The organism is Saccharopolyspora sp. NPDC003752 (assembly GCF_053605825.1).
Map to the genome: position 1 here is coordinate 207,513 of NZ_JBSGJZ010000008.1, position 22,512 is coordinate 230,024.

The window sequence follows — 22,512 nt, forward strand, 5'->3', positions numbered from 1 at the left end:
GGCACCGTCGCCGGTACCGCTAAGAAAAATGAGTCTGGAAACCGTGTTTCTCACTTGTACATGGTCTGATTCATGGTTCCGGGTGCGTAGACGTCGGGGTCGACCCAGACGTTGATCAGCGACGGCAGGCCCGACTCCCTGGCTCGGCGCAGGGCCGGGCCGATCTCGTCGGGGTCGCGGACCTCTTCGCCGTAGCCGCCGAGCATCTGGGCGAACTTGCTGTACTCGACGTCGCCGAGGGTGTTGCCGACCCGGCCGCGGTCCTCGCCGTACTTGGCGATCTGGCCGTAGCGGATCTGGTTCATCGACGAGTTGTTGCCGACGATGCCCACGAACGGCAGGCCGAAGCGCACCATCGTCTCGAAGTCCCAGCCGGTGAGGCTGAACGCGCCGTCGCCGAACAGGCACACCACTTCCTGGTCGGGGCGGGCGTGCTTGGCCGCCATCGCGAACGGCACGCCGACGCCGAGGGTGCCCAGCGGGCCGGGGTCCATCCAGTGCCCGGGCGCCTTGGGCTGGACGACCTGGCCGGAGAAGGTGACGATGTCGCCGCCGTCGCCGATGTAGATCGAATCCTCGGTGAGGAACTCGTTGATCTCGTGCACCAGCCGGTACGGGTCGATGGGGGAGGCCGTGGAGTGCTGGCGCGGCAGCCGCTTCTCGTAGGCCGCGGTCTCGACCTCGCGCAGCTCCTGCACCCACCCCTTCCGGCCGCTCGCGCCGTTGTCCAGCCGCCCGGAGGTGGCCTGGGCGAGCGCGGTGAGCACCGCGTCGGCGTCTCCGACGATGCCCAGGTCGATGTCGCGGTTGCGCCCGACGGTGCGGTAGTCCAGGTCGATCTGCACCACGGTGGCCTCGGGCGAGAGCCGGCGGCCGTAGCCCATCCGGAAGTCGAACGGGGTGCCCAGGATGATGATCAGGTCGGCGTTGTCGAAGGCGTAGCGGCGGGCGAGCTGGAAGTGCAGCGGATCCCCGGGCGGCAGCGTGCCGCGTCCGGCGCCGTTGCAGAACGCGGGCAGGTTCAGCTCGCGGACCAGCTGCACCGCCGAGTCCGTCGCCCGGCAGGTCCAGGTCTGGCTGCCCAGCAGGATGCACGGCTTCTCCGCCTTGACCAGCAGGTCGGCCAGCTTCTCGACGGCGTCCGGATCGCCTGCGGAGCGGGTGGTGGCGCGGTATCCGCCAGTGCCGGGGATGCGCGCCTTCGCCAGCGGCACCGCCCCGTCGAGGATGTCGCGCGGGATCTCCAGGAACGACGGGCCGGGCGCGCCGTGGAAGCATTCCCGGAACGCCATCGACACCATGTCGGCGACGCGTTCGGTGTGCGGCACGGTGGCGGCGAACTTGGTGATCGGGTTCATCATGTCGACGTGCGGCAGGTCCTGCAGCGAGCCCATCTTGTGCTGCGACAGCGCGCCCTGGCCGCCGATGAGCAGCATCGGGCTCTCGGCGCGGAACGCGTTGGCCACGCCGGTGACCGCGTCGGTGGTGCCGGGGCCGGCGGTGACCACGGCGCACCCGGGGCGCCCGGTGATCCGCGCGTAGCCGTCGGCGGCGTGCGCGGCGACCTGCTCGTGCCGGACGTCGATCACGTCGATGCCCTCGTCGACGCAGCCGTCGTAGATGTCGATGATGTGCCCGCCGCAGAGCGTGAAGATGGTGTCCACGCCTTCGGCCTTGAGCGCCTTGGCGACGAGGTGACCGCCGGAGATCAGCTCGGTTCCGCCTGCTTGGTCGGGTGTCGTCTGGGCCATCTGCGCTCTCCTCCAAGCCGGTGCCTACGGTCGGCTCCATACTGCATACCGTATGAGGTGCTTTTCAGGCTTACCGCAGAACCGGGTGGGTGTCCATAGCCGGATCCGGCTCTCTGCGTGGCCCACCATTGTCCACAATGGAATTTTTTGGCGGAGTTCGCGCTGGTCAGGAGCTCGTCATGAGGCAGTCGGGCGCATTGTGGGATGAGGTGAGGTCGGCGCAATCTTGCCGCGAGTGTCACATACTGTATACACTGCTTGGTGATGGTCGCCCCGGAGCCGCCGCCGAACGGGCCGGCGAGCACGGGTTTCCCGCAGCGGGCAGCCGTTCGGCATCGGCTCTCCCGCTCGAAACCGGAAACGCCGACCGCGGCCGACCGCTTCTGCCGAACGCCGGATTGCGTTGTTGCAGAAGAGAACCCGCTCGACCTTCGGTATCGAGGAGGCGGCAGGAATGGGGTACACGAGGCTGACCGAGCCCTTGGTGCGCGACGGCGGCGACCTGCGGCCCGCGTCGTGGGAGGAAGCGCTCGACCGGGTCGCCGGGGGAATCGCGCGCACCGTCGAGGAGCGCGGGCCAGACGCCTTCGGCGTCTTCTCCTGCGCCCGCGCCACCAACGAGATGAACTACGTGGCGCAGAAGTTCGCGCGCGCCGTGATCGGCACCAACAACGTCGACTCCTGCAACCGGACCTGCCACGCGCCGAGCGTGGCGGGCCTGGCCCAGGTCTTCGGCAGCGGCGGCGGCACGTCGTCCTACCAGGAGATCGAGGACGCCGACCTGATCGTGCTGTGGGGCTCCAACGCCCGCGAGGCGCACCCGATCTTCTTCCACCACGTGCTCAAAGCCGTCAACCGCGGCGCCAAGCTGTACGTGGTGGACCCGCGGCGCACGAGCACCGCCAAGTGGGCGCACCGGTGGCTGCAGCTGCACGTCGGCACCGACATCGCGCTGGCGCACGCGATCGGCCGGGAGATCATCGCGTCCGGGCTGGTCAACCGCTCCTTCATCGACCGCGCCACCGGCGGTTTCGACGCCTACGCCGCCGAAGTGCGGCAGTGGACGCCGGAAGTCGCGGCGCTGGAAACGGGAGTGCCCGCCGAGCTCATCGAGGAACTCGCCCACGCCTACGCGCGCGCCGACCGCGCCCAGCTGTGCTGGACGCTGGGCATCACCGAGCACCACAACGGCACCGACAACGTGCTGTCGCTGATCAACCTGTCCCTGCTGACCGGGCACGTCGGCCGCTACGGCAGCGGCCTGAACCCGTTGCGCGGCCAGAACAACGTGCAGGGCGGCGGCGACATGGGCGCGATCCCCAACCGGCTGCCCGGCTTCCAGGACATCCTCTCGCCCGAGGTCCGCGAGCGGTTCGACGCGGCCTGGGGATCGAGCATCCCGCCGCGCTACGGCTGGCACCTTACGCAGATGTTCGAGGCGATGGACCGCGGCGACCTCACCGCGGTGTACGCGATCGGCGAGAACCCGGTGCAGTCCGAGGCCGACTCCGGCCGCACCCTCAAGCGGATGCGGAACCTGGAACACCTGGTGGTGCAGGACATCTTCCTCACCAAGACCGCGCAGCAGGCGCACGTCGTGCTGCCCGCCTCGGCCGCCTGGTGCGAGACGGACGGCACCTTCACCAACAGCGAGCGGCGGGTGCAGCGGGTGCGCAAGGCACTGGACCCGCCCGGCGGGGCGCGCAACGACATCGACATCATCTGCGAGATCGCGCGGCGCCTCGGCCACGACTGGCACTTCGACACCGCAGAGCAGGTGTGGGAGGAGGTGCGGGCGCTCTCGCCGATGCACCACGGCATGTCCTACGAGCGGCTCGCGGAGCTCGGCGGCATCCAGTGGCCCTGCTTCTCCGAGGATTCGCTGGAACCGACCTACCTGCACAGCAGGCTGTGGGCGGACGACCCGATCGCGCGCGGCGAGCCCGCGGTGTTCGCGCCGGTGCGGCACAGCCCGCCGGTCGACGAGCTCAGCGAGGAGTACCCGCTGCGGCTGACCACCGGCCGCCGGCTGGACTCCTACAACACCGGGGTGCAGTCGCAGGGCTTCAACTCGCCGATGCGGCGCGGCGAAACCCTCGACCTGTGCCCGGCCGACGCCGAGGCCCTGGGAGTGGCGGAGGGGGAGCGGGTGCAGATCTCCTCGCGCCGCGGCTCGATCGTCGCGCCGGTCCGGCTGGACGCCGGGCTCCGGCCGGGCCTGGCGTTCATGACGTTCCACTTCCCGGACGAGGTGGACGTCAACCTGATCACCATCGAGGCCACCGACCCGGTGGCGGGCACGGCCGAGTACAAGGCCGCGGCGATCCGCGTCGACAAGCTGCCGGCCGGAGCCCACCAGGAGGCGCTGTGGATCTGAAGCTGCTCAACGCCGCACCGACGGATGCCGAGCGAGCGGCGGTGGACGCGCTGCTCGGCCCGCCCGGAGGCAACGGGCATGGCCCGCCGGCGGGCCGGGATCAGCTGCTGCCCGCATTGCACGCGGTCAACGACCGGGTGGGCTGGATCAGCACGGGCGCGTTGAACCACATCTGCGAACGGCTGGCCATCCCGCCTGCCGATGCCTACGGCGTGGCCAGCTTCTACGCGCTGTTCGCGCTGGGCCCGCGCCCGCCGCGGGTGGTGCACGTCTGCGACGACCTGGCCTGCAAGGCGGGCGGATCGGCGCAGGTGTGCGCGGCGCTGGAGGCTTCGCTGGGCGCGGCGGGCAAGGATCACGACGGCGTGATGTGGCTGCGCAGCCCATGCCTCGGAGTATGCGAACGCGCTCCGGCCGCGCTGGCGTTCCAAGCCGGTGACCCGGCCCGCGCGCAACTGGTCGCCCCGGCCACCGGAGAGTCCACTGTGGATCTCGTGGGAACCGGTCCGGTCGACGGTGATCGCGAGCCGCCGGTGCGGGACTCGGTGCCGCAGGCCGGCGATCCGCAGCTGCGCCTGCTGCGCCGGATCGGCGTGGTCGACCCGGAAAGCCTGGACGACTACCGGGTGCACGGCGGCTACGAGGCGCTCCGGAGAGCTCTGGACATCGGCGCGGCAGAAGTGATCCGGCAGCTCACCGAGGCGCGGCTGACCGGGCGGGGCGGCGCGGCGTTCCCGACCGGCCGCAAGTGGGAGGCCACCGCGGGCCAGCCGGCGCGACCGCACTACCTGGTGTGCAATGCCGACGAGAGCGAGCCGGGCACCTTCAAGGACCGGGTGGTCATGGAGGGCGATCCATTCGCCGTGATCGAGGCGATGACCATCGCCGGCTTCGCCACCGGCTGCGCCCGCGGCTACCTCTACATCCGCGGCGAATACCCGCGGGCCACCCGCCGCCTGCGGAACGCGATCGCCCAGGCCCGCGAGCGCGGCCTGCTCGGTCGCGGCATCTTCGGCCGGGACGGCTTCGACTTCGACATCGAGCTGCGCCGCGGCGCGGGCGCCTACATCTGCGGCGAGGAGACCGCGATCTTCAACTCGATCGAGGGCTACCGAGGCGAGCCGCGCAGCAAGCCGCCGTTCCCGGTGGAGCGCGGCCTGTTCGGCAAGCCGACGGTCGTCAACAACGTCGAGACGCTGATCAACGTGCCGCTGATCCTGACCGGCGGCGGAGCGGAGTACGCGCGCACCGGCACCGAGCAGTCGACCGGGACGCGGCTGTTCTGCCTCTCCGGCAGCGTGCGGCGGCCTGGGGTCTACGAGGTCGCGTTCGGCACGACCCTCCGGGAACTGCTGGAGCTGGCCGGCGGAGTGCGCGACGGGCGGCGGCTGCGCGCGGTGCTGCTCGGCGGCGCGGCGGGCGGGTTCGTCGGGCCCGACCGGCTGGACCTGCCGCTGAGCCTGGAGGCCGTGCGGGAGGCCGGTACCACGCTGGGGTCCGGGGTGGTGCTGGTCTTCGACGGCACCGCCGACCTGCCCGCGTTGTTGCTGCGCATCGCCGCGTTCTTCCGCGACGAATCGTGCGGGCAGTGCGTGCCGTGCCGGGTCGGGACGGTGCGGCAGGAGGAGGCGTTGCAGCGGCTCGCGCGGGGCCGCGGCGACGGCGCGGACGACCTCGCGCTGCTGCGCGAAGTCGGCCAGGTGATGCGGGATTCATCCATCTGCGGGCTCGGGCAGACGGCCTGGAACGCGGTGGAGTCCGCAGTGGAGCAGCTCGGCGCGTTCGCAGCTGGAGGGTCGCATGAGTGACGATTTCACCGCCGCCCAGGCGGATGCCGGGGGAGGCGCGGCATGACGGCCGTCGACATCGGGCTCCCGCGCCGCCTGGTCGAGTTCACTTTGGACGGTCGCACCGTCAGCGTGCCGGAGGGCTCGACGATCCTGGACGCGTGCACGGCGCTGGGCATCTCGATCCCCACGCTGTGCTGGGGAGACACGCTGCAACCCCGCAACGCCTGCCGGGTCTGCATGGTGGAGGTCGAGGGCTCGCGCACGCTGGTGCCGTCGTGCTCGCGGCAGGTCGCTCCCGGCATGGTGGTGCGCACCGACTCCGAGCGCACCCGGCGCAGCCGCAAGGTGGTGCTGGAACTGCTGGCGTCCTCGGCGGATCTGTCGACCACGCCGCAGGTCGGCGAATGGATGGCCGAGTGCGGCGCGCGGCCGGAGCGGTTCGGCCCGCCCGAGCCGCCCGCCGACGACCACGACGAACGCCGGCCGGGAGAGCACGAGGAGCCGGACGGCAGCGCGGCCGCGACGGTGCGGCAGGACGCGAAGGTCGACAACGACCTCTACGTCCGCGACTACGGCAAGTGCATCCTCTGCTACAAGTGCGTGGACGCCTGCGGGCAGCAGTGGCAGAACACCTTCGCCATCGCCGTCGCCGGGCGCGGCTTCGACGCGCGGATCTCCACCGAGTTCGCCCGGCCGCTGCCGGAATCCGCCTGCGTCTACTGCGGGAACTGCATCGAGGTCTGCCCGACCGGCGCGTTGAGCTTCAAGACGGAGTTCGACATGCGCGGCGAGGGAACCTGGGACGAGTCGCGGCAGCAGCAGACCACGACGGTGTGCACGTACTGCGGTGTCGGCTGCAACCTCACACTGCACACGCAGGACAACGAGATAGTCCGGGTCACCTCGCCGCACGACAGCTCGGTCGGCCACGGCAACCTGTGCATCAAGGGCCGGTTCGGCTGGCAGCACGTGCAGAACCGGGAGCGCGAGGGCGAGCCGTGACCGGGTCCGCCTGCCCGATCCGCTACTTGTCGCGGGGCTTCGCGCGGGTGTGCATCCGCTCGCCCTGCGGCCCGAACAGGCTGAGGATCTCCACCGGCGCCTCCCCGGTGCTGCCGAACCAGTGCGGCAGCCGCGTGTCGAACTCGGCCGCCTCGCCGGCCTTGAGCACGACGTCGTGGTCGGCGAGCACCAGCCGCAGCTTGCCGTTGAGCACGTACAGCCACTCGTAGCCCTCGTGCGTCCGCGGGTCGGGGTCGCTGCGGTCGGCACCGATGACCATCTTGAAGGCCTGCAGGCCGCCGGGGTGCTGGGTGAGCGGCACCACCGTCATGTCGTGCTGCCGGATCGGCTTCAACCGCACCCGGGGATCGCCGACCGGCGGGGCGCCGACGAGCTCGTCCAGCGGCACCTGGTGGGCGTTGGCGATCGGCAGCAGCAGCTCCAGGCTGGGCTTGCGCTGCCCGGACTCCAGCCGGGACAGCACGCTGATCGAGATACCGGTCGTCTCCGACAGCGCCGCGAGGGTGCAGTCGCGCTCTTGGCGGATGCGTTTGAGCCGCGGTCCGACGGCGGCGAGGACGTCTTCCATGTCCTTATTGCAGAAACAGCAACAAGGTTTGTCAAGTTCGCCGGGCCGGGCGCATGGTGGGTGCCATGAGGTCGGAAACGGTAGACGTACTGGTCATCGGCGGTGGCGCCGCCGGGTTGAACGCCGCGCTCGTGCTTGCGCGGGCCCGCCGCCGGGTGCTCGTGATCGACTCGGGCGAGCCGCGCAACGCGCCGGCGCACCAGGTGCACGGATTCATCTCGCGGGACGGCACGCCGCCGGCGGAACTGCTGGCCACCGGTCGAGCGGAGGTCGAGAGCTACGGCGGCCGCGTCGAGGCCGGCGAGGTGCGCGCGGTGCGGCGCGACGGCGGGGAGTTCGACGTCGAGCTGGCCGATCGCGTGGTGCGGGCGCGCCGGTTGATCGTGGCCACCGGACTGCGCGACGAGCTCCCGGAGGTCCCCGGCCTGCGGGAACGCTGGGGGCAGGACGTGCTGCACTGCCCGTACTGCCACGCCTGGGAGGTCCGGGACCAGCGGTTCGGCGTGCTCGGCTGGCAGCAGGGGGCCGTGCACCAGGCCCTGCTGGTGCGGCAGTGGTCGGACGACGTGGTGTTCTTCGCCGAGACCCTGGACGACGACAGCCGCGCGAAGCTGATCGCGCGCGGCGTCCGGATCGTCGAAGGCGCGGTCGGCGGCCTGGAGGTGGTGGGCGACGAGCTGCGCGGCGTGCGGCTGGCGGACGGGACCGTCGAGGCGCTGGCCGTGTTGTTCGTGCCGCCCCGGTTCGTGCCCAACGACGCCTTGCTGACCGGGCTGGGCTGCGAGCGCGGCGACGACGGCTGGGTGCGGGTCGATCAGGGCGGGCTGACCAGCGTGCCGGGGGTGTGGGCCGTCGGCAACGTGGTGGACCCGCGTGCCCAGGTGGTGAACGCGGCGGCGGCCGGCGGGAAGGCCGCGATCGCCGTGAACGGGGATCTGGTGGAAGCGGATCTGCTGGAGGTGGCGCGGTGAAGGACGTCGACTGGGCGGCGATGGCCGACCTGCTGGAGCAGGAGGGCGAAACGCACGACCCGTACGTGCGGCAGGCCATCGGTGAACTGGAACACCTTGCGCCGCAACGGATCCTGGACATCGGCAGCGGTCCGGGGGTGGCGGCCTGCCTGCTGGCGGCGGCGTTCCCGAAAGCCGAGGTCACGGCGGTGGACGGGACGCCTGAACTGCTGGCGCGCGCCGAGCGGCGGGCCGAGCGGTCCGGCGTCGAGGTGCGCACGCGGGTGGCCGAGTTCCCGGCGGGCCTGGACGGCCTGGAACCGGCTGACCTGGTGTGGTCGGGGCAGGTCGTGCACCACGTCGGCGATCAGCAGGGCGCGCTGGACCAGCTGGCCGGGCTGCTCACGCCCGGTGGCGTGCTGGCCATCGTCGAGGGCGGGCTGCCGGAGCGCTCGCTGCCGCGAGACCTCGGCTTCGGGCGTCCCGGCCTGCAGACCCGGCTGGACGCGGTCACGGCGGACCGGTTCGCCCAGATGCGGGCCGAGCGGCCCGGATCGGTGCGGGTGCTGGAGGACTGGCCCGGCATGCTGCGCGCGGCGGGCCTGACCGACACGCGCAGCAAGACCTTCCTCGTCGACCGCCCGGCGCCCCTGGCCGACGGGCCGCGACGGTTCGTGCGCCGGTTGCTGGAGCGCCAGCGCGGAGCTTTCGCCGAGGTCCTGGACCCCGAGGACGTGGCCACGTTGGACAGGTTGCTGGACCCGGCCGATCCGGCGGGCATCGACCGGCGGCAGGACCTGTTCCTGCTGACCGCCAAGACGGTGCACTACGGCCGCAGGCCCGAATCCTGATGCGCGCTCCGGGTGGCTAACGCGACCCGGAGCGCTCGTCGAGCGGGGTCGGACGCCAGGCACGGGCGAGCTGGTCGCGCAGCAGCGGTTCGGGGCTGTCGTCGTCGCCGTTGAGCCGGTCGTCGAGCCGGATGACGGTGTCGCAACGGGCGAGCACGAGTCCTCTGGCGACGACGTCCTCGCCGTACCCCGCTCGCTCGGCGACGCGGGCGGCGGCGGGTGCGCCGACCGAGATGACGAACCCGGCGACATCCGTTGCCGGATCGCCCGCTTCGGCGTCCGTCCAGTCCAGCACGCCGGAAATCGCGCCGGATTCGTCGACGAGCAGGTGCTCACCCTTCAGATCGGCGTGCAGCAGGACCTGCGCCCGCGGAGGGCCGGTCGGCAGAGCCAGCCGCTCCAGGGCGCATTCCGCCCGCAGCCGGTCCTGCGCCGCGAGCCGGTCGGCGGCGGCCGCCGCTTCGCGCACCAGCTCAGGGACATCGCGCTCGGCAGCGGTCGGGACGCCCAGCCCGGCGGCGGTGGCGATGGGCACCGCCCGCAGCCCGGACAGCATCACCGCCAGGTCCCGTTCGCCCGTCGCGGACACGGGCTGCGCCTCCGCGGAGGTTCCGGGCAGGCGTTCGTCCACTGTGAACGCCAGGCCGGGTGCCCATTCGCCGGCGGCCGCCGAGCGGGGCAGCGCCACGCCGATGCGGTCGCGGAGCAGATCGCGGACCGCGAGCTCGCGGCGTTGCCGGCGCGTCGATCCGGCGTCCGCGGCGAACCGCGCCACGTGCCGTTCGCCCACCGACCACGACAGGTGCTCCCCGCCCTCGTCGATCGGGCGCACCGCGAGCGGGCCGCGCAGCGCCAGCGCATCCGCGACCAGCGAAGCCACCTGCCGCGCGGTCAAGTTCGTCGAAGCGGTCACGCCGACTCAGCCCTCGGAGTTCTGCGCCAGGTAGGTCTCGCGGGTGTGCTCGGTGTGCTCGCGCATCAGCCGGGCCGCCCGGTCGGCCTCGCCCTTGCTGATCGCGTCGATCAGGGCCGAGTGCTCGTCCCAGGACTTCTTGCCCCGGGACTTGGCCACCGGCGTGTGGTACCAGCGGACCCGGCGGGCCACCTGGGCCGCGATCTCCTTGAGGATCTTGTTGCCGGACATCTCGGTGATCAGGTGGTGCAGTTCGGCGTTGGCCGCGACCACCGCGTCGACGTCGTCGGCCTTGAGGGCCTGGACGCCGCGCTTGTAGACCTGCTTGAGGCCGGCCACGCCCTCCTTGGTCGAGTTCAGCGCCGCCAGCCGGGCGGACTCGGCCTCCAACAGCGTGCGGACGCTCAGCAGCTGGTCGGCCTCGTCCGGCGTGGGGCTGTGCACGAACGCGCCGTAGCCCGGCCGCAGGTCGACCCATTCATCCTTCTTCAGCCATTGCAGCGCTTCGCGCACCGGCTGCCGGGAAACGCCGAGCAGCTCGGCGAGTTCCTTCTCGACCAGGTGCTGGCCGGGCTTGAGCTCGCCGGTGATGATGAGTTCCAGGATGGCTTCGTAGACGGTTTCCCGGAGCGGGACCGGGCGCGCGACCTGGCGCGCGGCGATGCCCTGCGGCAGTTTCGAGGTCAGCGACATGCGGTCAACTCCGGGGCTGGGCCAGGTCCGCCCGGCGGTCCTGGTCGATCGGTGCGCTTGCGGCGGCGGGTGTTTTGCCCGATGGCTTTAGCATACAGTATGCGTCGCTCCGGAACCTGCGGCGAAGCCCCGCCGGAGGTGATCGTCCACAAGGGATGGAGCGCTGGGCCGAACGGATGGAACGGCCTGGTGCTGCTGGACATGGCGTGCGCGGCGGGACTAGAACCACTGGTGCTGGGCCGGACAACGGCCTGCGGGGGACCAGCGATCCTCCCAGCCGGAGGCGCTCATGCACGTGCCTGCGTTGTTGTGGTTCGCGACGGCGGGAATCCTGCTCGCGCTGATAGCCCGCGATCTGGCCTCGGGCTGGCGTGCGCGGCCCGAACCGTCGCCGCGCGCCGACGCACTCGCCGTCGGCGGCTACCTCCTGCTCGCCGCGCTGTTCGGCGCTGCGGTGCTCGCCGTCGGCGATGCCCGGAGCGCCGGGGCGTTCTTCGCCGGGTGGGGCAGTTCGCTGGCGGTGACGGTCGACGCGCTGGTGGTGTTCGTGCTGATCACCAGCGGGGCGCGGGACCGGCACCGAGTCGTGGTCCTCGGGGTGGCCGCTTCCGCGCTGGCCCGGTGCGGGCTCATCGCGTTCGGCATCCCGGGTGCCTCCGCCAGCGCCTGGATCTCCGCGCTGTTCGGCGCCTGCGTGCTCGCGGCGGCGTGGCCGGTCTTCCGCCACGATGACGCGGCGACGCTCCCGGCCGTGCTGGGCAGGCCCGGGGCCGCACCGGCCGCGGCGGTGCTGGCGGCCGTTGTTCTCGCGCTGTTCTCGGTGTCGGCGGCGGTGACCGGCGGGGCGTACCTGGCGTTCTGCGCCGGCATGTTCTCCCTGCTCGGCTTCCACCGGCTGTTCCGCCTGGTCGCCGGCCTGGTCGACCGGATCCCGGACGCCTCGGCAGGGCTCGCGGTGGTGCTGGTGTTCATCGGAGTGAAGTCGGTGCTGGCCGGGGTGACCGGAACCGGGCCGGACGCGCAGGTGACGGTGCTGACGCTCGGGATGATCGCCGTGGTCGCAGCGCTGAGCGCGATCACCGCGGCGCGCGCACCCTCGCCCTGACCCGGAATTCCCGCGGGCCGCCCGGCGTTCCGGAAGAACCACGAGATTCCGGTTGGAGGCCCGCGATGGCTTCGGAGGATCGGTTCGACGAATTGGACGTCTACTCGCGGACGGTGGCCGCCGTCGCGGCGGCGATCACGCCCAGCGTGGCGAGCCTGCACTCGTCCGGCGAATGGGGCGAGGCCGCCGGATCGGCGGTGGTGTTCACGGCCGACGGCTTCATGCTGACCAACGCGCACGTCATCGGCCGGGCCGGCGGCGGCACCGCGCGCTTCGCTGACGGCACCAGCGCCCCGTTCACCGTCGTCGGCACGGATCCGCTCTCCGACCTGGCCGTGGTCCGGGCGGCCGGGGAAACGCCGCCGCCGGTCCGGCTCGGCGACAGCGACCGGCTGGTGGTCGGGCAGCTCGTCGTCGCCGTGGGCAATCCGCTCGGGCTGGCCGGATCGGTCACCGCCGGCGTGGTCAGCGGGCTGGGCCGGTCGCTGCCCGTGCGCAGCGGGAACGCGGCCCGGATCATCGAGGACGTGATCCAGACCGACGCCGCCCTCAACCCCGGCAACTCCGGCGGCGCGCTGGCGGACGCGCGGGGCGTCGTGGTGGGCGTGAGCACCGCGGTCGCCGGGGTCGGCCTGGGCCTGGCGATCCCGATCAACGCCACCACCCGGCGCATCGTCGACTCGCTGGTCCGCGATGGCCGGGTCCGCCGCGCCTTCCTCGGCCTGGTGACCATCCCGGCGCCGCTGCCGGACGACCTGGCCGAACGCACCGGGCAGAACACCGGGCTGCGGGTGGTCGACGTGGTGCGGCAGAGCCCGGCGGCCCGGGCCGGACTGCACCGCGGCGACCTGGTGCTGACCGCGGGCGGCAGCCCGGTGCGCGACGCGCAGGGCCTGCAGCGGCTGATGTTCGCGGAGGCCATCGGCCGACCGCTGCAGATCACGGTCACCCGCAACGGCGCGCTGGTCGATGTGATCACCGAACCAGTGGAGCTCCAGGACGGCCGGAGCCAGGCGGGCGGAGCGGGCCCGGCGGCATAGAGTCGGGCAGTGCTCTCCGGATCCATCCCGGTCACGCCGGCGCTCGGCGTGGCCATCGCGTTGCTGCTGGTCACCGCTGCGGCGGTCGCCGGCCTGGGCGGGCTGGCGCGATACCGCGACGTGCTGCTCGCCGGCCTGCGCGGCGCCGTGCAGCTGCTCGTCGTCTCGCTGCTGATCGCCTACATCGTCCGGTGGACCGCCCTGGCGGCGCTGTTCATCGTGCTGATGTTCGCGATCGCCGCGCACACCGCCGGGCGGCGGATCACCGGCGACCGCACGTGGCTGTGGGCAGCGCTGCCGATCGCCGCCGGCGTCGCCCCGGCGGTGCTGCTGCTCGTCGTCACCGGCGCGGTCCCGCTGACCGGGCTGGTGCTGATCCCGCTGGTGGGGCAGCTGATCGGCGGCGCGCTGGTGGCGACTGCGCTGGCCGGGCGGCGGCTGCTGGACGAGCTGCAGCAGCGGCGCGGAGAGGTGGAGGCCGCGCTGGCGCTGGGACTCGTGGATCGCGCGGCGCGGCTGGAGATCGTTCGGCCGGTGGCCGGCAGCGCCCTGGTGCCCGCGCTGGACCAGACCCGCACCGTGGGCACCGTGACGCTGCCGGGCGCGTTCGTGGGGATGCTGCTGGGCGGCGCGAGCCCTGTCCAGGCCGGGATCATCCAGCTGTACGTGCTGGTGGCGCTGCTGGCGGTGGAGTCGGTGGCGATCCTGGTCGTGCTGGAGATCGTCGCCCGCGGCCTGCTGACGCGCACCGGAGCGCGCCTATTCTCCCGGGTATGACGGACTACCGGCGATGGCCCCTGCACGGCCGGGCCGCCGATGCGGCGCTCGCGCTGGTGGTCGCGGCGATGGTCGTGGGTTCCGGGCTGCTGCGGTTCCCCACCACGTTCGCCGACTTCCACCTGCTGGACGGCCTGCTGATCGCCGCCGCCTGCGCCGCCCTGCTCCTCCGCCGCCGGTTCCCGGTGCCGGTCGCGCTGGTCACGCTGGTGGCGTGCGGTTCCTACTACCCGCTGAGCACCTTCGACGGGCCGCTGGTGCTGGCGTTCGCCGTCGCGCTGTTCACGGTGGCGGCCGAGGGGCGCACCGCGGTGGCGGCGGTCCTCGCCGTCGCGGCGATGCTCCTGGTCGGCTACGGCGAGCTGGGCTCCGGCCGGCGGCACCTCGACAACACTTCGGCGTACCTGCTGGCCGGGTGGCTGGTCGCGGCGGTCGCGATCGGTGGCCTGGTCCACAACCGCCGTGCCTACCTGCGCGAGGCCGAGCAGCGGATGCTGGCCGCCGAGCGGGAGAAGGACGAGGAAGCGCGCCGGCGCGCCAGCGACGAGCGGTTGCGGATCGCGCGGGAGCTGCACGACGTGCTCGGCCATCACATCTCGCTGATCAACGTGCAGGCCGGAGCCGCGCTGCACCGCCTCGACGCCGATCCGGGCCAGGCGGAACCGGCGCTGGTGTCCATCAAGCAGGCCAGCAAGGACGCGCTGCGCGACCTGCGGGCCACGCTCGGCGTGCTGCGCCAGGTCGACGAGGCGGCACCGACCGCGCCCGCCCCGAGCCTGGCCCGGATCGACCCACTGGTCGAGCAGGCCGGGGTCACCGGGCTGGCGGTGCGCACCGAACTCGCCGGGCCGGTCCGGCCGCTGCCGCCGGAGGTCGACCTCGCCGGCTACCGGATCGTGCAGGAGGCGCTGACGAACGTGACCCGACACGCCGACGCGCGCACGGCTTGCGTGCGGATCCGGTATTCCGATCATGATGTGCGGGTGGAGATCGACGACGACGGAGCCGGCGCGGCGGACCGGAACACCCACCGGGGCAACGGGATCCGGGGGATGGAAGAACGCGTGCAGGCGCTCGGCGGGGAATTCTCGGCCGGGCGGCGCCCGGCCGGCGGTTTCCGGGTGCACGCTCGCCTGCCTTGGAGGAATGCCACGTGATCCGGGTGCTGCTGGCCGACGACCAGACGCTGGTGCGCGCCGGTTTCCGGTCGATCCTGGGCAGCGAGGACGACATCGAGATCGTGGCGGAGGCGCCCGACGGCGCCGAGGCGGTGCGCCGCGCCGCGGAGCTGCGGCCCGACGTGGTGCTGATGGACATCCGGATGCCGCACCTGGACGGGCTGGAGGCGACCCGCCGGATCGCCGCCGACCCGAAGCTGGCGGCCGTGAAGGTGATCATCCTGACCACCTTCGACCTGGACGACTACGTCTACGCCGCGTTGCGCGCCGGGGCCAGCGGTTTCCTGGTCAAGGACACCGAGCCGACCGAGCTGATCCACGCGGTGCGGGTGGTGGCCCGCGGCGACGCGCTGCTCGCCCCGGCCATCACCCGGCGGCTGATCGCGGAGTTCGCCGACCGCGCCGACCGGCCGGCGCCGCACCCTCGGCTGAACTCGCTCACCGACCGGGAGCGCGAGGTGCTGACGCTGGTGGCGCGCGGCCTGTCCAACGACGAGATCGCCGCGCGGCTGGTGCTCAGCCCGGCAACGGCGAAGACGCACGTGAGCCGGATCATGAGCAAGCTGGCCGCGCGAGACCGGGCGCAGCTGGTGGTCTTCGCCTACGAATCCGCGTTGATCACGCCGAGCTGGCTGGAGTAGCGCAACTCCAGGTGTAAGGGATCGCCCCTAGGGCGCAACCGCGGTGGTAGCCGAAGTGTCCGCTCAGGACTGACGACCCGGGGTGCACCTCGCCGCCAGTGTTGTCGGCGTGAATCCCGAGACCCTCGACCTGGCGCGCCTGCAGTTCGCCCTGACCGCAGGCGGCCACTTCCTGTTCGTCGCCCTGACCATCGGACTGGCGACGCTGGTGGCGTGCATCCAGACCAGGGCCACGCTGTCCCGGAATCCGGTGCACCAGCGGATGACCCGGTTCTGGGGACAGCTGTACGTGATCAACTACGCCGTCGGCATCGTCACCGGGCTGGTGATGGAGTTCCAGTTCGGCCTGGCCTGGAGCGGGCTGACGCACCAGGCCGGCAACGTCTTCGGCGCGTCGCTGGCGATGGAGACGCTGGTCGCGTTCTTCGTCGAGTCGACGTTCCTCGGGCTGTGGATCTTCGGCTGGGGCCGGCTGAACCGCTGGGTGCACCTCGGGCTGATCTGGGGCGTCACGATCACCGCGTACGCCTCGGCCTACTGGATCATGGTCTCCAACGGATTCCTGCAGAACCCGGTGGGCTACGAGCGGGTCGGCGACGAGCTGCGGCTGACCGATTCCTGGGCGGTGCTGACGAACCCGGCGTCGATCGCGGCGTTCTGGCACATCCTGGGCGGAGCGCTCGTCACGGCGGGCTTCTTCGTCGCCGGGATCAGCGCCTACCGCCTGTTCCGGCGCGACTCGGAGGCGGACCTGTTCACCAAGTCGCTGCGGATCGGGGTGTTCACCGCGCTTCCGGCGTTGTTCGCGACCGCGACCGCGGGCGGGATCCAGTTCGACGTGCTCGGTGACTACCAGCCGATGAAGCTCGCGGTGTGGGGCGGCCGGCAGGCGGAGATCGCCCGGCTGCAGGCGGAGCAGGTCGCCCGCTTCGGTGCCGGTGACTACGTGCCGCCGGAGGCGTGGGTGAGCGCCGGCGGTTCGGCGATGATGGCGGCGTTCGGGTTCATGTTCCTGCTGCTGTTGCCGAGCGCGCTGCTGGCCCTGTTCCGGCCGGTGGTCCGGCGCTTCCGGCTGTGGCACCTGCTGCTGGTGGCGGCGATCCCGCTGCCCTACGTCGCGATGCTCGCCGGCTGGGTGTTCCGCGAGATGGGCCGTCAGCCGTGGGTGATCAACGGCGTCCTGCTCACCCGGGACGCGGTCTCCGACGTGTCACCGGCGGCGATGCGGGCATCGCTGGTGGCCTTCACCGTCCTCTTCGGACTCCTGCTGGTGGTGAACTGGGTGCTGCTGCTGCGCCAGGCCGGTCGCGCGCCCGACCAGGTCGCCCTGGGCCGCCCGGAGGCCGGAACCCGCCCGACCCCGATCACCGCGTCGCTGTGAGGAGACCGCTCGTGGAACTGCTGGCCGTCGTGGCGCTGGGCGTTTTCGCCCTCGGTTACTTCTTGTTGGGCGGTGCGGACATCGGGGTGGGCATGCTGCTGCCGGTGCTGGGCCGGGACGCGGCGCAACGCCGCCTGGTGATCGCCGCCATCGCCCCGTTCTTCCTCGGCAACGAGGTCTGGCTGGTGGCCACCGCCGGCGTCCTCGTCGGCAATTTCCCCGAACTGGAAGGAGAACTGCTCAGCGGCCTGTTCCCGGCGGTGGTGCTGCTGCTGTGCGGCTGGATCCTGCGCGACATGGGGCTGTGGCTGCGCGGCCGGGCGGATGCCCGGGCCTGGTGGGCGATCTGCGACGCGACGATCACCGGCGGCAGCTGGGCGGTCGCGCTCAGCTGGGGCTGGATGTTCGCGGGCCTGCTGGTGGGCCAGATCCACGCCGCGGCCACCGGGCCCGGCGCGGTGCTGGCGGCGGTCGCGATCGCGGCGGTGTTCGCGGTGCACGGGCTGGCCTTCGCCGCGCTTCGGCTGTCCGGGCCATTGCACCAGCGGGCGAGGGCGTTGTTCGGGCGCGGCGACGAGCGGCGGGCGTTCGCGCTGACGTCGGCGGCGATGGTGGTGCTGTGCCTGGCGGTGGGCATCCGGCTACCGCTGCTGGACAACGCCGCTGATCCCGGCACGCTGAGCCTGCTGCTCCCGGCGATGCTGGTGATCACGCCGCTGTTGATCGCCGCGCAGGCCTACGCGTGGTGGGTCTTCCGGGGCCGGGTGGAAAGGCCGTCGTACCTGTGAACGAGCGACTGCTGGGCCTGCTGCCCCGACCCGTCCTGATCGGCCTGGCGTGCCTGGCTCTGGCGCAAGGCGCGCTGATCATCGCGCAAGCCGATCTGCTGGCCCGCGCCATCGCCCGGCTCGACCCCGGCTACCTGCCGTGGCTGGCGGGCGCGGTCGCGCTGCGGGCCTGCGCCGCGTGGGCCGGTGGCGCGCTGATCCAGCGCGCCGCGGCGGGCGTGAAGGCGGCGGTGCGTCGCGATTTGTTGGCCCGCTCGGGCTCGCAGCGGTCGAGCGGATCGTTCACCACGCTCGTCACCAGGGGGCTCGACGCAGTGGATCCGCTGCTCACCGGCGTGGTCCCGCAGTTGGTGGTGGCGGTGTCGGTGCCACCGCTGGTGCTGGTGCGGCTGGGCTTCGCGGACTGGTCCTCGGCGCTGATCGTCGCCGCGACCATGCCGCTGATCCCGTTGTTCGGCGCGGTGATCGGGCTGCGCACCCGCGACGTCACCCGGCACCAGTGGGCGCACCTCCGGCGGCTGGGCGGGCACTTCCGGGACGTCCTGGCCGGGCTGACGACCCTGCGGGTCTTCCGGCGGGCCGAGCACCAGGCGGCGGTGATCGGGCGGATGGCCGACGAGCACCGCCGGGCGACGATGGGCTCGCTGCGGGTGGCGTTCCTGTCCGGCTTCGTGCTGGAAGTCGTGTGCTCGCTGGCGATCGCGCTGGTGGCGGTGCCGATCGGCCTGCGCCTGCTCGCCGGCGGCCTCCACCTCGAAACCGCCCTGCTGGTGCTGCTGCTGACGCCGGAGGCGCTGATCCCGCTGCGCGCGCTGGGCACCCGGTTCCACGCCGGGGCCGAGGGGATGGCCGTGGTCGAGGAGGCGTTCGAAATCCTCGACCGCCCAACGGGTGCGCCGGGCGGCCGACGCCGCGCGACGGCGGGCGAGATCAGGTTCGACGAGGTGACGGTCCGCTTTCCCGGCCGGGAAACCCCGGTGCTGGACCGGGTTTCGTTCGTGGTCCGCCCGGGCGAGCGGGTCGCGCTGGTCGGGCCCAGCGGCGCGGGCAAGTCCACGGTGCTCCACCTGCTGCTGGGCTTCGTGGCGCCGGAGAGCGGGCGGATCCTCGTCGACGGCGTCGACCTGCGGGAACTCGACATCGACCGGTGGCGACGCGGGGTGGCATGGGTGCCGCAGCACCCGCACCTGTTCGCCGCGACCGTGGCCGACAACATCCGCCTCGGCGCACCGGAGGCATCGATGGAGCAAGTGCGCGCGGCTGCCCGCGCCGCGCACGCCGCGGAGTTCGTCGAACGGCGCCCGGAGGGCTACCGGTCCCGGCTGGGCGAGCGCGGGGCGGACCTGTCGGCGGGGCAGCGGCAACGCATCGCCGTCGCCCGCGCTTACCTGAAGGACGCGCCGATCGTCCTGCTGGACGAGCCCACGGCGCGGCTGGACCTGCACAGCGAATCGGCCTTGGCGGCATCGGCGGCGACGGTGCTCAGCGGCCGCACGGCCATCGTGGTCGCGCACCGCCCCGCCCTGCTCGCGGCGGCCGACCGGGTCATCCGGATTCGCGGCGGCGTCGTCGAATCCCCGGCGGAGGTGGCGGCGTGATCGCGATGCTGCGCCTCTTCCGCGCGCCGCGGCTGCTCGCCGCGGTGGCGTGCGGAATGGCTGCCGAACTCAGCGCCGTGGGCCTGATGGCGTTGGCGGCCTGGCTGATCACCCGCGCCGCGGAGCAGCCCGCGCTATCCGCGCTGAGCCTGGCGATCGTCGGCGTCCGCGCCTGCGCGCTGGCGCGCGGCACGTTCCGCTACCTGGAGCGGCTCGCCGGGCACGACGCCGCGCTGCGCGTGGTCGCCGAGCTTCGGCCGAAGGTGTTCCGGTCGAGGCTCGGGCGACCGCCGATGCGTGACGGTGACGCGCTGGCGCGACTGATCGCCGACGTGGACAGCGTGCAGGAGTTGCTGCTGCGCTGCCTGTCACCGGCGGCGATAGCGCTCGTCGTGGGCGCGTCGTCGGCGCTGGTGTGCCTCGCGGTCGCCCCGGCGGCCGGGTCGGTGCTGGTCGCGGGCCTGCTGCTGGCTGGTGTGGCGTTGCCGCTGCTCGCGCTGCCGATGACGGGCAGGAATCTGGCTGCGGCAGCGGAGGATCGTGCGGTGCTCGCGGTGGCCAGTGCGGATCTCGTCGACGGCGCAAGGGAATTGGCCGCGTTCAACGCCACCGCCGGGGCGACGACCCGAGCCGGGGAGCACACGGCGCGGATCGCCCGCCGCGAGCGGGCTTCCGCCCGGGCGGCCGGCTTTCTGGCCGCGGCCGGGATCGCGGTCCAGGGCCTGACCGCGGTGGGCGCGACGTGGCTCGTGCTGCTCGACGGCCGTCAGCAGGTCACGGCCGCGGTGGTGGGATTCCTGGCGCTGGCGGCATCCGAGCCGGTTCTGCCGCTCATCGAAGCCGCGCGCAAGTACGCCGAACACCGTCCGGCGTTGCGGCGGGTCGCCGAGCTGGTGACCGTCGCGCCGAAGCCGGATCCGCAGGCGAACGCGGGAAGGCTCGCCCTCCACGACGTGTCGGTGCACTACGCGGCTCCGGCGCTGAGCGGCATCGACCTGGTCATCGAGCCGGGCCGGACGGTCGCGATCGTCGGCGCCAGCGGGGCGGGCAAGAGCACCGCGCTCGGCGTCATGGCCGGGCTGGTCGAGCCGTCGACCGGCCGGGTCGAGCGCCCGGAAACCCGTGCGGTGACCCAGGACGCGCACGTCTTCGACACCACCATCCGGGAGAACCTGCGGCTGGCCGCGCCGGATGCCACCGATGAGCAGCTGGCGCGCGCCTCGGCGCAGGCCGGACTGCTCGGCTGGATCCGCAGCCTGCCTGCGGGGTTCGACACGCTCGTCGGCGAAAGCGGTCAGGACATCTCGGGCGGCCAGCGGCAGCGCCTGCTGCTGGCCCGGGCGCTGCTGGCCGACCCGCCCGTGCTGCTCCTGGACGAACCGGGCGAATCCCTGGAGACCCGGCTGGCCGACGAACTGCTCGCCGGTGTCCTGCGCGCGCGATCCGGCCGCACGACCGTCGTCGTCACGCACCGGCTGGCCTGCCTGCCGGAGTTCGACGAGGTGCTCGTCCTGGATCGCGGCCGGATCGTGCAACGCGGCCCGCACGACGAACTGGTGGCGGTCCCCGGCCCCTACCTCGACCTCTGGGAGGCGGAGCTGCTCGTCGGCACCCGGTGATCGTTTGGTTGAAACGTTGACTGAATCGCCGCCGCGGCGCAGGATGATCGTTCACCGGACGCCGGGAAGAGGGGTGCAGCCGCGTTGACCCAGCAACGCCCAGCGGGCTTCTTCGCCGACCGCACGATCGGCGGGCTCGCCGAAGCACTGCGCGGCGGCGAGGTGACCGCGGTCGAACTGGCCCGTGCCGCCTTGGCGTCCATCGGAGAGCTCGACGGCGAGTTCAACGCCTTCGTGACCGTCGACCACGACGGCGCGCTGAAGGCCGCCGAGAAGGCCGACGCCGAGCTGGCCGAAGGCGTCGACCGGGGGCCGCTGCACGGGATCCCGGTGGCGGTGAAGGACATCATCGACGTCGCCGGCCTGCCCACGACCATGGGATCGGCGCACTTCGCGGCGAACGTGTCCACATCGGACGCCGAGTGCGTGCAGCGGCTGCGCGATGGCGGCGCGGTGCTGGTCGGCAAGACCACGACGCACGAGTTCGCGTTCGGGGCCAGCGGTGACAGCTCGCACCAGGGGCCGTCCCGCAACCCGCACGACCCGAGCCGGGTCACGGGCGGGTCCAGCGGCGGCAGCGGGGCCGCCGTCGCGGCCGGGATGGTGCCGCTGGCGCTGGGCACCGACACCGGCGGCTCGGTGCGAATCCCGGCGGCGATGTGCGGGGTGGTGGGTTTCAAACCGGCGTTCAACGCGATCCCGACCGGCGGCGTGTTCCCGCTGTCGCAGTCGCTGGACCACGTCGGCGTGCTGGCCAGGACCCCGCAGGACTGCCGGACCGGCTACCGGGTGCTGGCTGGACTGCGCAACACCGTCAGCCGCGAAGCGGGGGAGACCGCGAGCATCGGCTGGATCGACCCGGGCACGCTGCACCCGACCGATCCGGACGTCGCACGGACCGCCCGCGCCGCCCTGGACCTCGACGGCCTGGAGGTGCGCGACGTCGAGCTGAGCGATCCGGCCGTCCTGCACAAGGCCTTCGCGGGCATCCAGTACAGCGAGGCGTACGCGATCCACGCCGAACGCGTGGCGCAGAACCCGCAGCTGTTCACGCCGGACGTCCTGGAACGGCTGGAAGAAGCCGCGAAGACCGCGGGCTGGCAGCACGTGCGGGCGGTCGCGGCCCGCGACCGGTGGCGCGCCGAGATCGACGGCCTGCTCACCCACGTCGACCTGCTGGCGCTGCCGACGACCTGCGTGGTCGCGCCCGCCATCGGTCGGCGCGAGATCGACATCGACGGCGCCGCCGCGACGGTCCGCGGCGCGCTGGTGTCGCTGACCAAGACGTGGAACGTGGCGGGCATCCCGGCGGTGTCGGTCCCGGCCGGCACCATCGGCGACCTCCCGGTCGGCGTCCAGCTGGCCTGCCGGCCCGGGCGCGAAGACCTCTTGCTGGCCGTCGCGGCCCGGATCACCGACGCCGCACGATGACCGCCAGGCGCGGTTTCGCGAGGACCGGCTGACCGTCG

Annotated in this window: 19 protein-coding genes; 15 read left to right on the forward strand and 4 right to left on the reverse strand. The window is 72.6% G+C overall.

The genetic code is table 11. The features are described from left to right. Positions 1-50: 50 nt before the first annotated feature. Positions 51-1,751: a thiamine pyrophosphate-binding protein gene (locus tag ACWEV3_RS13425; RefSeq protein WP_452614105.1), complete on the reverse strand. Its 1,701-nt coding sequence runs from the start codon at positions 1,749-1,751 to the stop codon at positions 51-53. A gap of 454 nt (positions 1,752-2,205) precedes the next feature. On the opposite strand from ACWEV3_RS13425, the gene ACWEV3_RS13430 reads away from it, so the two are divergent. From ACWEV3_RS13430 to ACWEV3_RS13440, 3 genes are read left to right on the forward strand one after another with little or no spacing between them, the layout of a single operon-like run. Continuing rightward, the gene (locus ACWEV3_RS13430; RefSeq protein WP_452614106.1) at positions 2,206-4,128 is read left to right on the forward strand and encodes a molybdopterin oxidoreductase family protein; all 1,923 of its coding nucleotides are present in this window, start codon (positions 2,206-2,208) and stop codon (positions 4,126-4,128) included. Continuing rightward, the gene (locus ACWEV3_RS13435) at positions 4,119-5,936 is read left to right on the forward strand and encodes an NAD(P)H-dependent oxidoreductase subunit E (protein WP_452614107.1); all 1,818 of its coding nucleotides are present in this window, start codon (positions 4,119-4,121) and stop codon (positions 5,934-5,936) included. Before ACWEV3_RS13430 ends, ACWEV3_RS13435 begins: the two co-directional genes overlap by 10 nt. A gap of 42 nt (positions 5,937-5,978) precedes the next feature. Beyond that, positions 5,979-6,920: a 2Fe-2S iron-sulfur cluster-binding protein gene (locus tag ACWEV3_RS13440; protein ID WP_452614108.1), complete on the forward strand. Its 942-nt coding sequence runs from the start codon at positions 5,979-5,981 to the stop codon at positions 6,918-6,920. 22 nt (positions 6,921-6,942) lie between these two features. On the opposite strand, the gene ACWEV3_RS13445 is transcribed toward ACWEV3_RS13440, so the two are convergent. Further along, the gene (locus tag ACWEV3_RS13445) at positions 6,943-7,509 is read right to left on the reverse strand and encodes a helix-turn-helix domain-containing protein (RefSeq protein ID WP_452614109.1); all 567 of its coding nucleotides are present in this window, start codon (positions 7,507-7,509) and stop codon (positions 6,943-6,945) included. A gap of 53 nt (positions 7,510-7,562) precedes the next feature. Between ACWEV3_RS13445 and ACWEV3_RS13450 the strand changes: the two genes are divergently transcribed. After that, positions 7,563-8,480, forward strand: coding sequence for an NAD(P)/FAD-dependent oxidoreductase (locus tag ACWEV3_RS13450; RefSeq protein ID WP_452614110.1), 918 nt, complete (start codon positions 7,563-7,565; stop codon positions 8,478-8,480). Further along, on the forward strand, positions 8,477-9,310 hold the full coding sequence (locus tag ACWEV3_RS13455; RefSeq protein ID WP_452614111.1) for a class I SAM-dependent methyltransferase: 834 nt from the start codon (positions 8,477-8,479) through the stop codon (positions 9,308-9,310). The genes ACWEV3_RS13450 and ACWEV3_RS13455 overlap by 4 nt, the downstream gene beginning before the upstream one ends. Positions 9,311-9,326: 16 nt before the next feature. Here ACWEV3_RS13455 and ACWEV3_RS13460 read toward each other — a convergent pair whose 3' ends face one another. Both ACWEV3_RS13460 and ACWEV3_RS13465 read right to left on the reverse strand, forming a co-directional pair. After that, positions 9,327-10,223, reverse strand: a complete 897-nt coding sequence (locus ACWEV3_RS13460) for a phosphotransferase family protein (protein ID WP_452614112.1) — start codon at positions 10,221-10,223, stop codon at positions 9,327-9,329. Positions 10,224-10,229: 6 nt separating this feature from the next. Continuing rightward, the gene (locus tag ACWEV3_RS13465) at positions 10,230-10,916 is read right to left on the reverse strand and encodes a GntR family transcriptional regulator (RefSeq protein ID WP_452614113.1); all 687 of its coding nucleotides are present in this window, start codon (positions 10,914-10,916) and stop codon (positions 10,230-10,232) included. Positions 10,917-11,205: 289 nt separating this feature from the next. On the opposite strand from ACWEV3_RS13465, the gene ACWEV3_RS13470 reads away from it, so the two are divergent. From ACWEV3_RS13470 to ACWEV3_RS13515, 10 genes are all read left to right on the forward strand, one after another. Next, positions 11,206-12,021 carry a TerC family protein gene (locus tag ACWEV3_RS13470; RefSeq protein ID WP_452614114.1) on the forward strand — a complete coding sequence of 272 codons (816 nt, stop codon included), beginning with the start codon at positions 11,206-11,208 and terminating at the stop codon, positions 12,019-12,021. A 65-nt stretch (positions 12,022-12,086) separates the two neighbouring features. After that, positions 12,087-13,061, forward strand: a complete 975-nt coding sequence (locus tag ACWEV3_RS13475; protein WP_452614115.1) for a S1C family serine protease — start codon at positions 12,087-12,089, stop codon at positions 13,059-13,061. Positions 13,062-13,070: 9 nt separating this feature from the next. Then, complete coding sequence (locus ACWEV3_RS13480) at positions 13,071-13,838, forward strand: ABC transporter permease (protein ID WP_452614116.1); 768 nt, start codon at positions 13,071-13,073, stop codon at positions 13,836-13,838. Beyond that, positions 13,835-14,995 carry a sensor histidine kinase gene (locus tag ACWEV3_RS13485; RefSeq protein ID WP_452614117.1) on the forward strand — a complete coding sequence of 387 codons (1,161 nt, stop codon included), beginning with the start codon at positions 13,835-13,837 and terminating at the stop codon, positions 14,993-14,995. Before ACWEV3_RS13480 ends, ACWEV3_RS13485 begins: the two co-directional genes overlap by 4 nt. Further along, positions 14,992-15,657, forward strand: coding sequence for a response regulator (locus ACWEV3_RS13490; protein ID WP_452614118.1), 666 nt, complete (start codon positions 14,992-14,994; stop codon positions 15,655-15,657). Before ACWEV3_RS13485 ends, ACWEV3_RS13490 begins: the two co-directional genes overlap by 4 nt. Positions 15,658-15,766: 109 nt before the next feature. Then, a complete protein-coding gene (locus tag ACWEV3_RS13495) occupies positions 15,767-17,038 on the forward strand; it encodes a cytochrome ubiquinol oxidase subunit I (RefSeq protein WP_452614119.1) in 1,272 nt (423 codons plus the stop codon). 11 nt (positions 17,039-17,049) lie between these two features. Further along, positions 17,050-17,826 (forward strand): cytochrome d ubiquinol oxidase subunit II, encoded by a 777-nt coding sequence (locus tag ACWEV3_RS13500; RefSeq protein ID WP_452614120.1) that lies wholly within the window; start codon positions 17,050-17,052, stop codon positions 17,824-17,826. Continuing rightward, the gene (gene cydD, locus ACWEV3_RS13505) at positions 17,823-19,424 is read left to right on the forward strand and encodes a thiol reductant ABC exporter subunit CydD (protein WP_452614121.1); all 1,602 of its coding nucleotides are present in this window, start codon (positions 17,823-17,825) and stop codon (positions 19,422-19,424) included. The genes ACWEV3_RS13500 and cydD overlap by 4 nt, the downstream gene beginning before the upstream one ends. 5 nt (positions 19,425-19,429) lie before the next feature. Next, positions 19,430-21,043 (forward strand): thiol reductant ABC exporter subunit CydC, encoded by a 1,614-nt coding sequence (cydC, locus tag ACWEV3_RS13510; protein WP_452614182.1) that lies wholly within the window; start codon positions 19,430-19,432, stop codon positions 21,041-21,043. Between the two features lie 84 nt (positions 21,044-21,127). Next, entirely contained in the window at positions 21,128-22,474 is a 1,347-nt protein-coding gene (locus ACWEV3_RS13515; RefSeq protein ID WP_452614122.1) for an amidase, read from the forward strand. Positions 22,475-22,512 lie beyond the last annotated feature (38 nt).

Coding starts and splice junctions, on each gene's coding strand:
- ACWEV3_RS13445 (WP_452614109.1), bottom strand. CDS start 7,509: ATGGAAGACGTCCTCGCCGCCGTCGGACCGCGGCTCAAACGCATCCGC.
- cydC (WP_452614182.1), top strand. CDS start 19,430: ATGCTGCGCCTCTTCCGCGCGCCGCGGCTGCTCGCCGCGGTGGCGTGC.
- ACWEV3_RS13470 (WP_452614114.1), top strand. CDS start 11,206: ATGCACGTGCCTGCGTTGTTGTGGTTCGCGACGGCGGGAATCCTGCTC.
- ACWEV3_RS13475 (WP_452614115.1), top strand. CDS start 12,087: ATGGCTTCGGAGGATCGGTTCGACGAATTGGACGTCTACTCGCGGACG.
- ACWEV3_RS13450 (WP_452614110.1), top strand. CDS start 7,563: ATGGTGGGTGCCATGAGGTCGGAAACGGTAGACGTACTGGTCATCGGC.
- ACWEV3_RS13465 (WP_452614113.1), bottom strand. CDS start 10,916: ATGTCGCTGACCTCGAAACTGCCGCAGGGCATCGCCGCGCGCCAGGTC.
- ACWEV3_RS13485 (WP_452614117.1), top strand. CDS start 13,835: ATGACGGACTACCGGCGATGGCCCCTGCACGGCCGGGCCGCCGATGCG.
- ACWEV3_RS13430 (WP_452614106.1), top strand. CDS start 2,206: ATGGGGTACACGAGGCTGACCGAGCCCTTGGTGCGCGACGGCGGCGAC.
- ACWEV3_RS13425 (WP_452614105.1), bottom strand. CDS start 1,751: ATGGCCCAGACGACACCCGACCAAGCAGGCGGAACCGAGCTGATCTCC.
- ACWEV3_RS13440 (WP_452614108.1), top strand. CDS start 5,979: ATGACGGCCGTCGACATCGGGCTCCCGCGCCGCCTGGTCGAGTTCACT.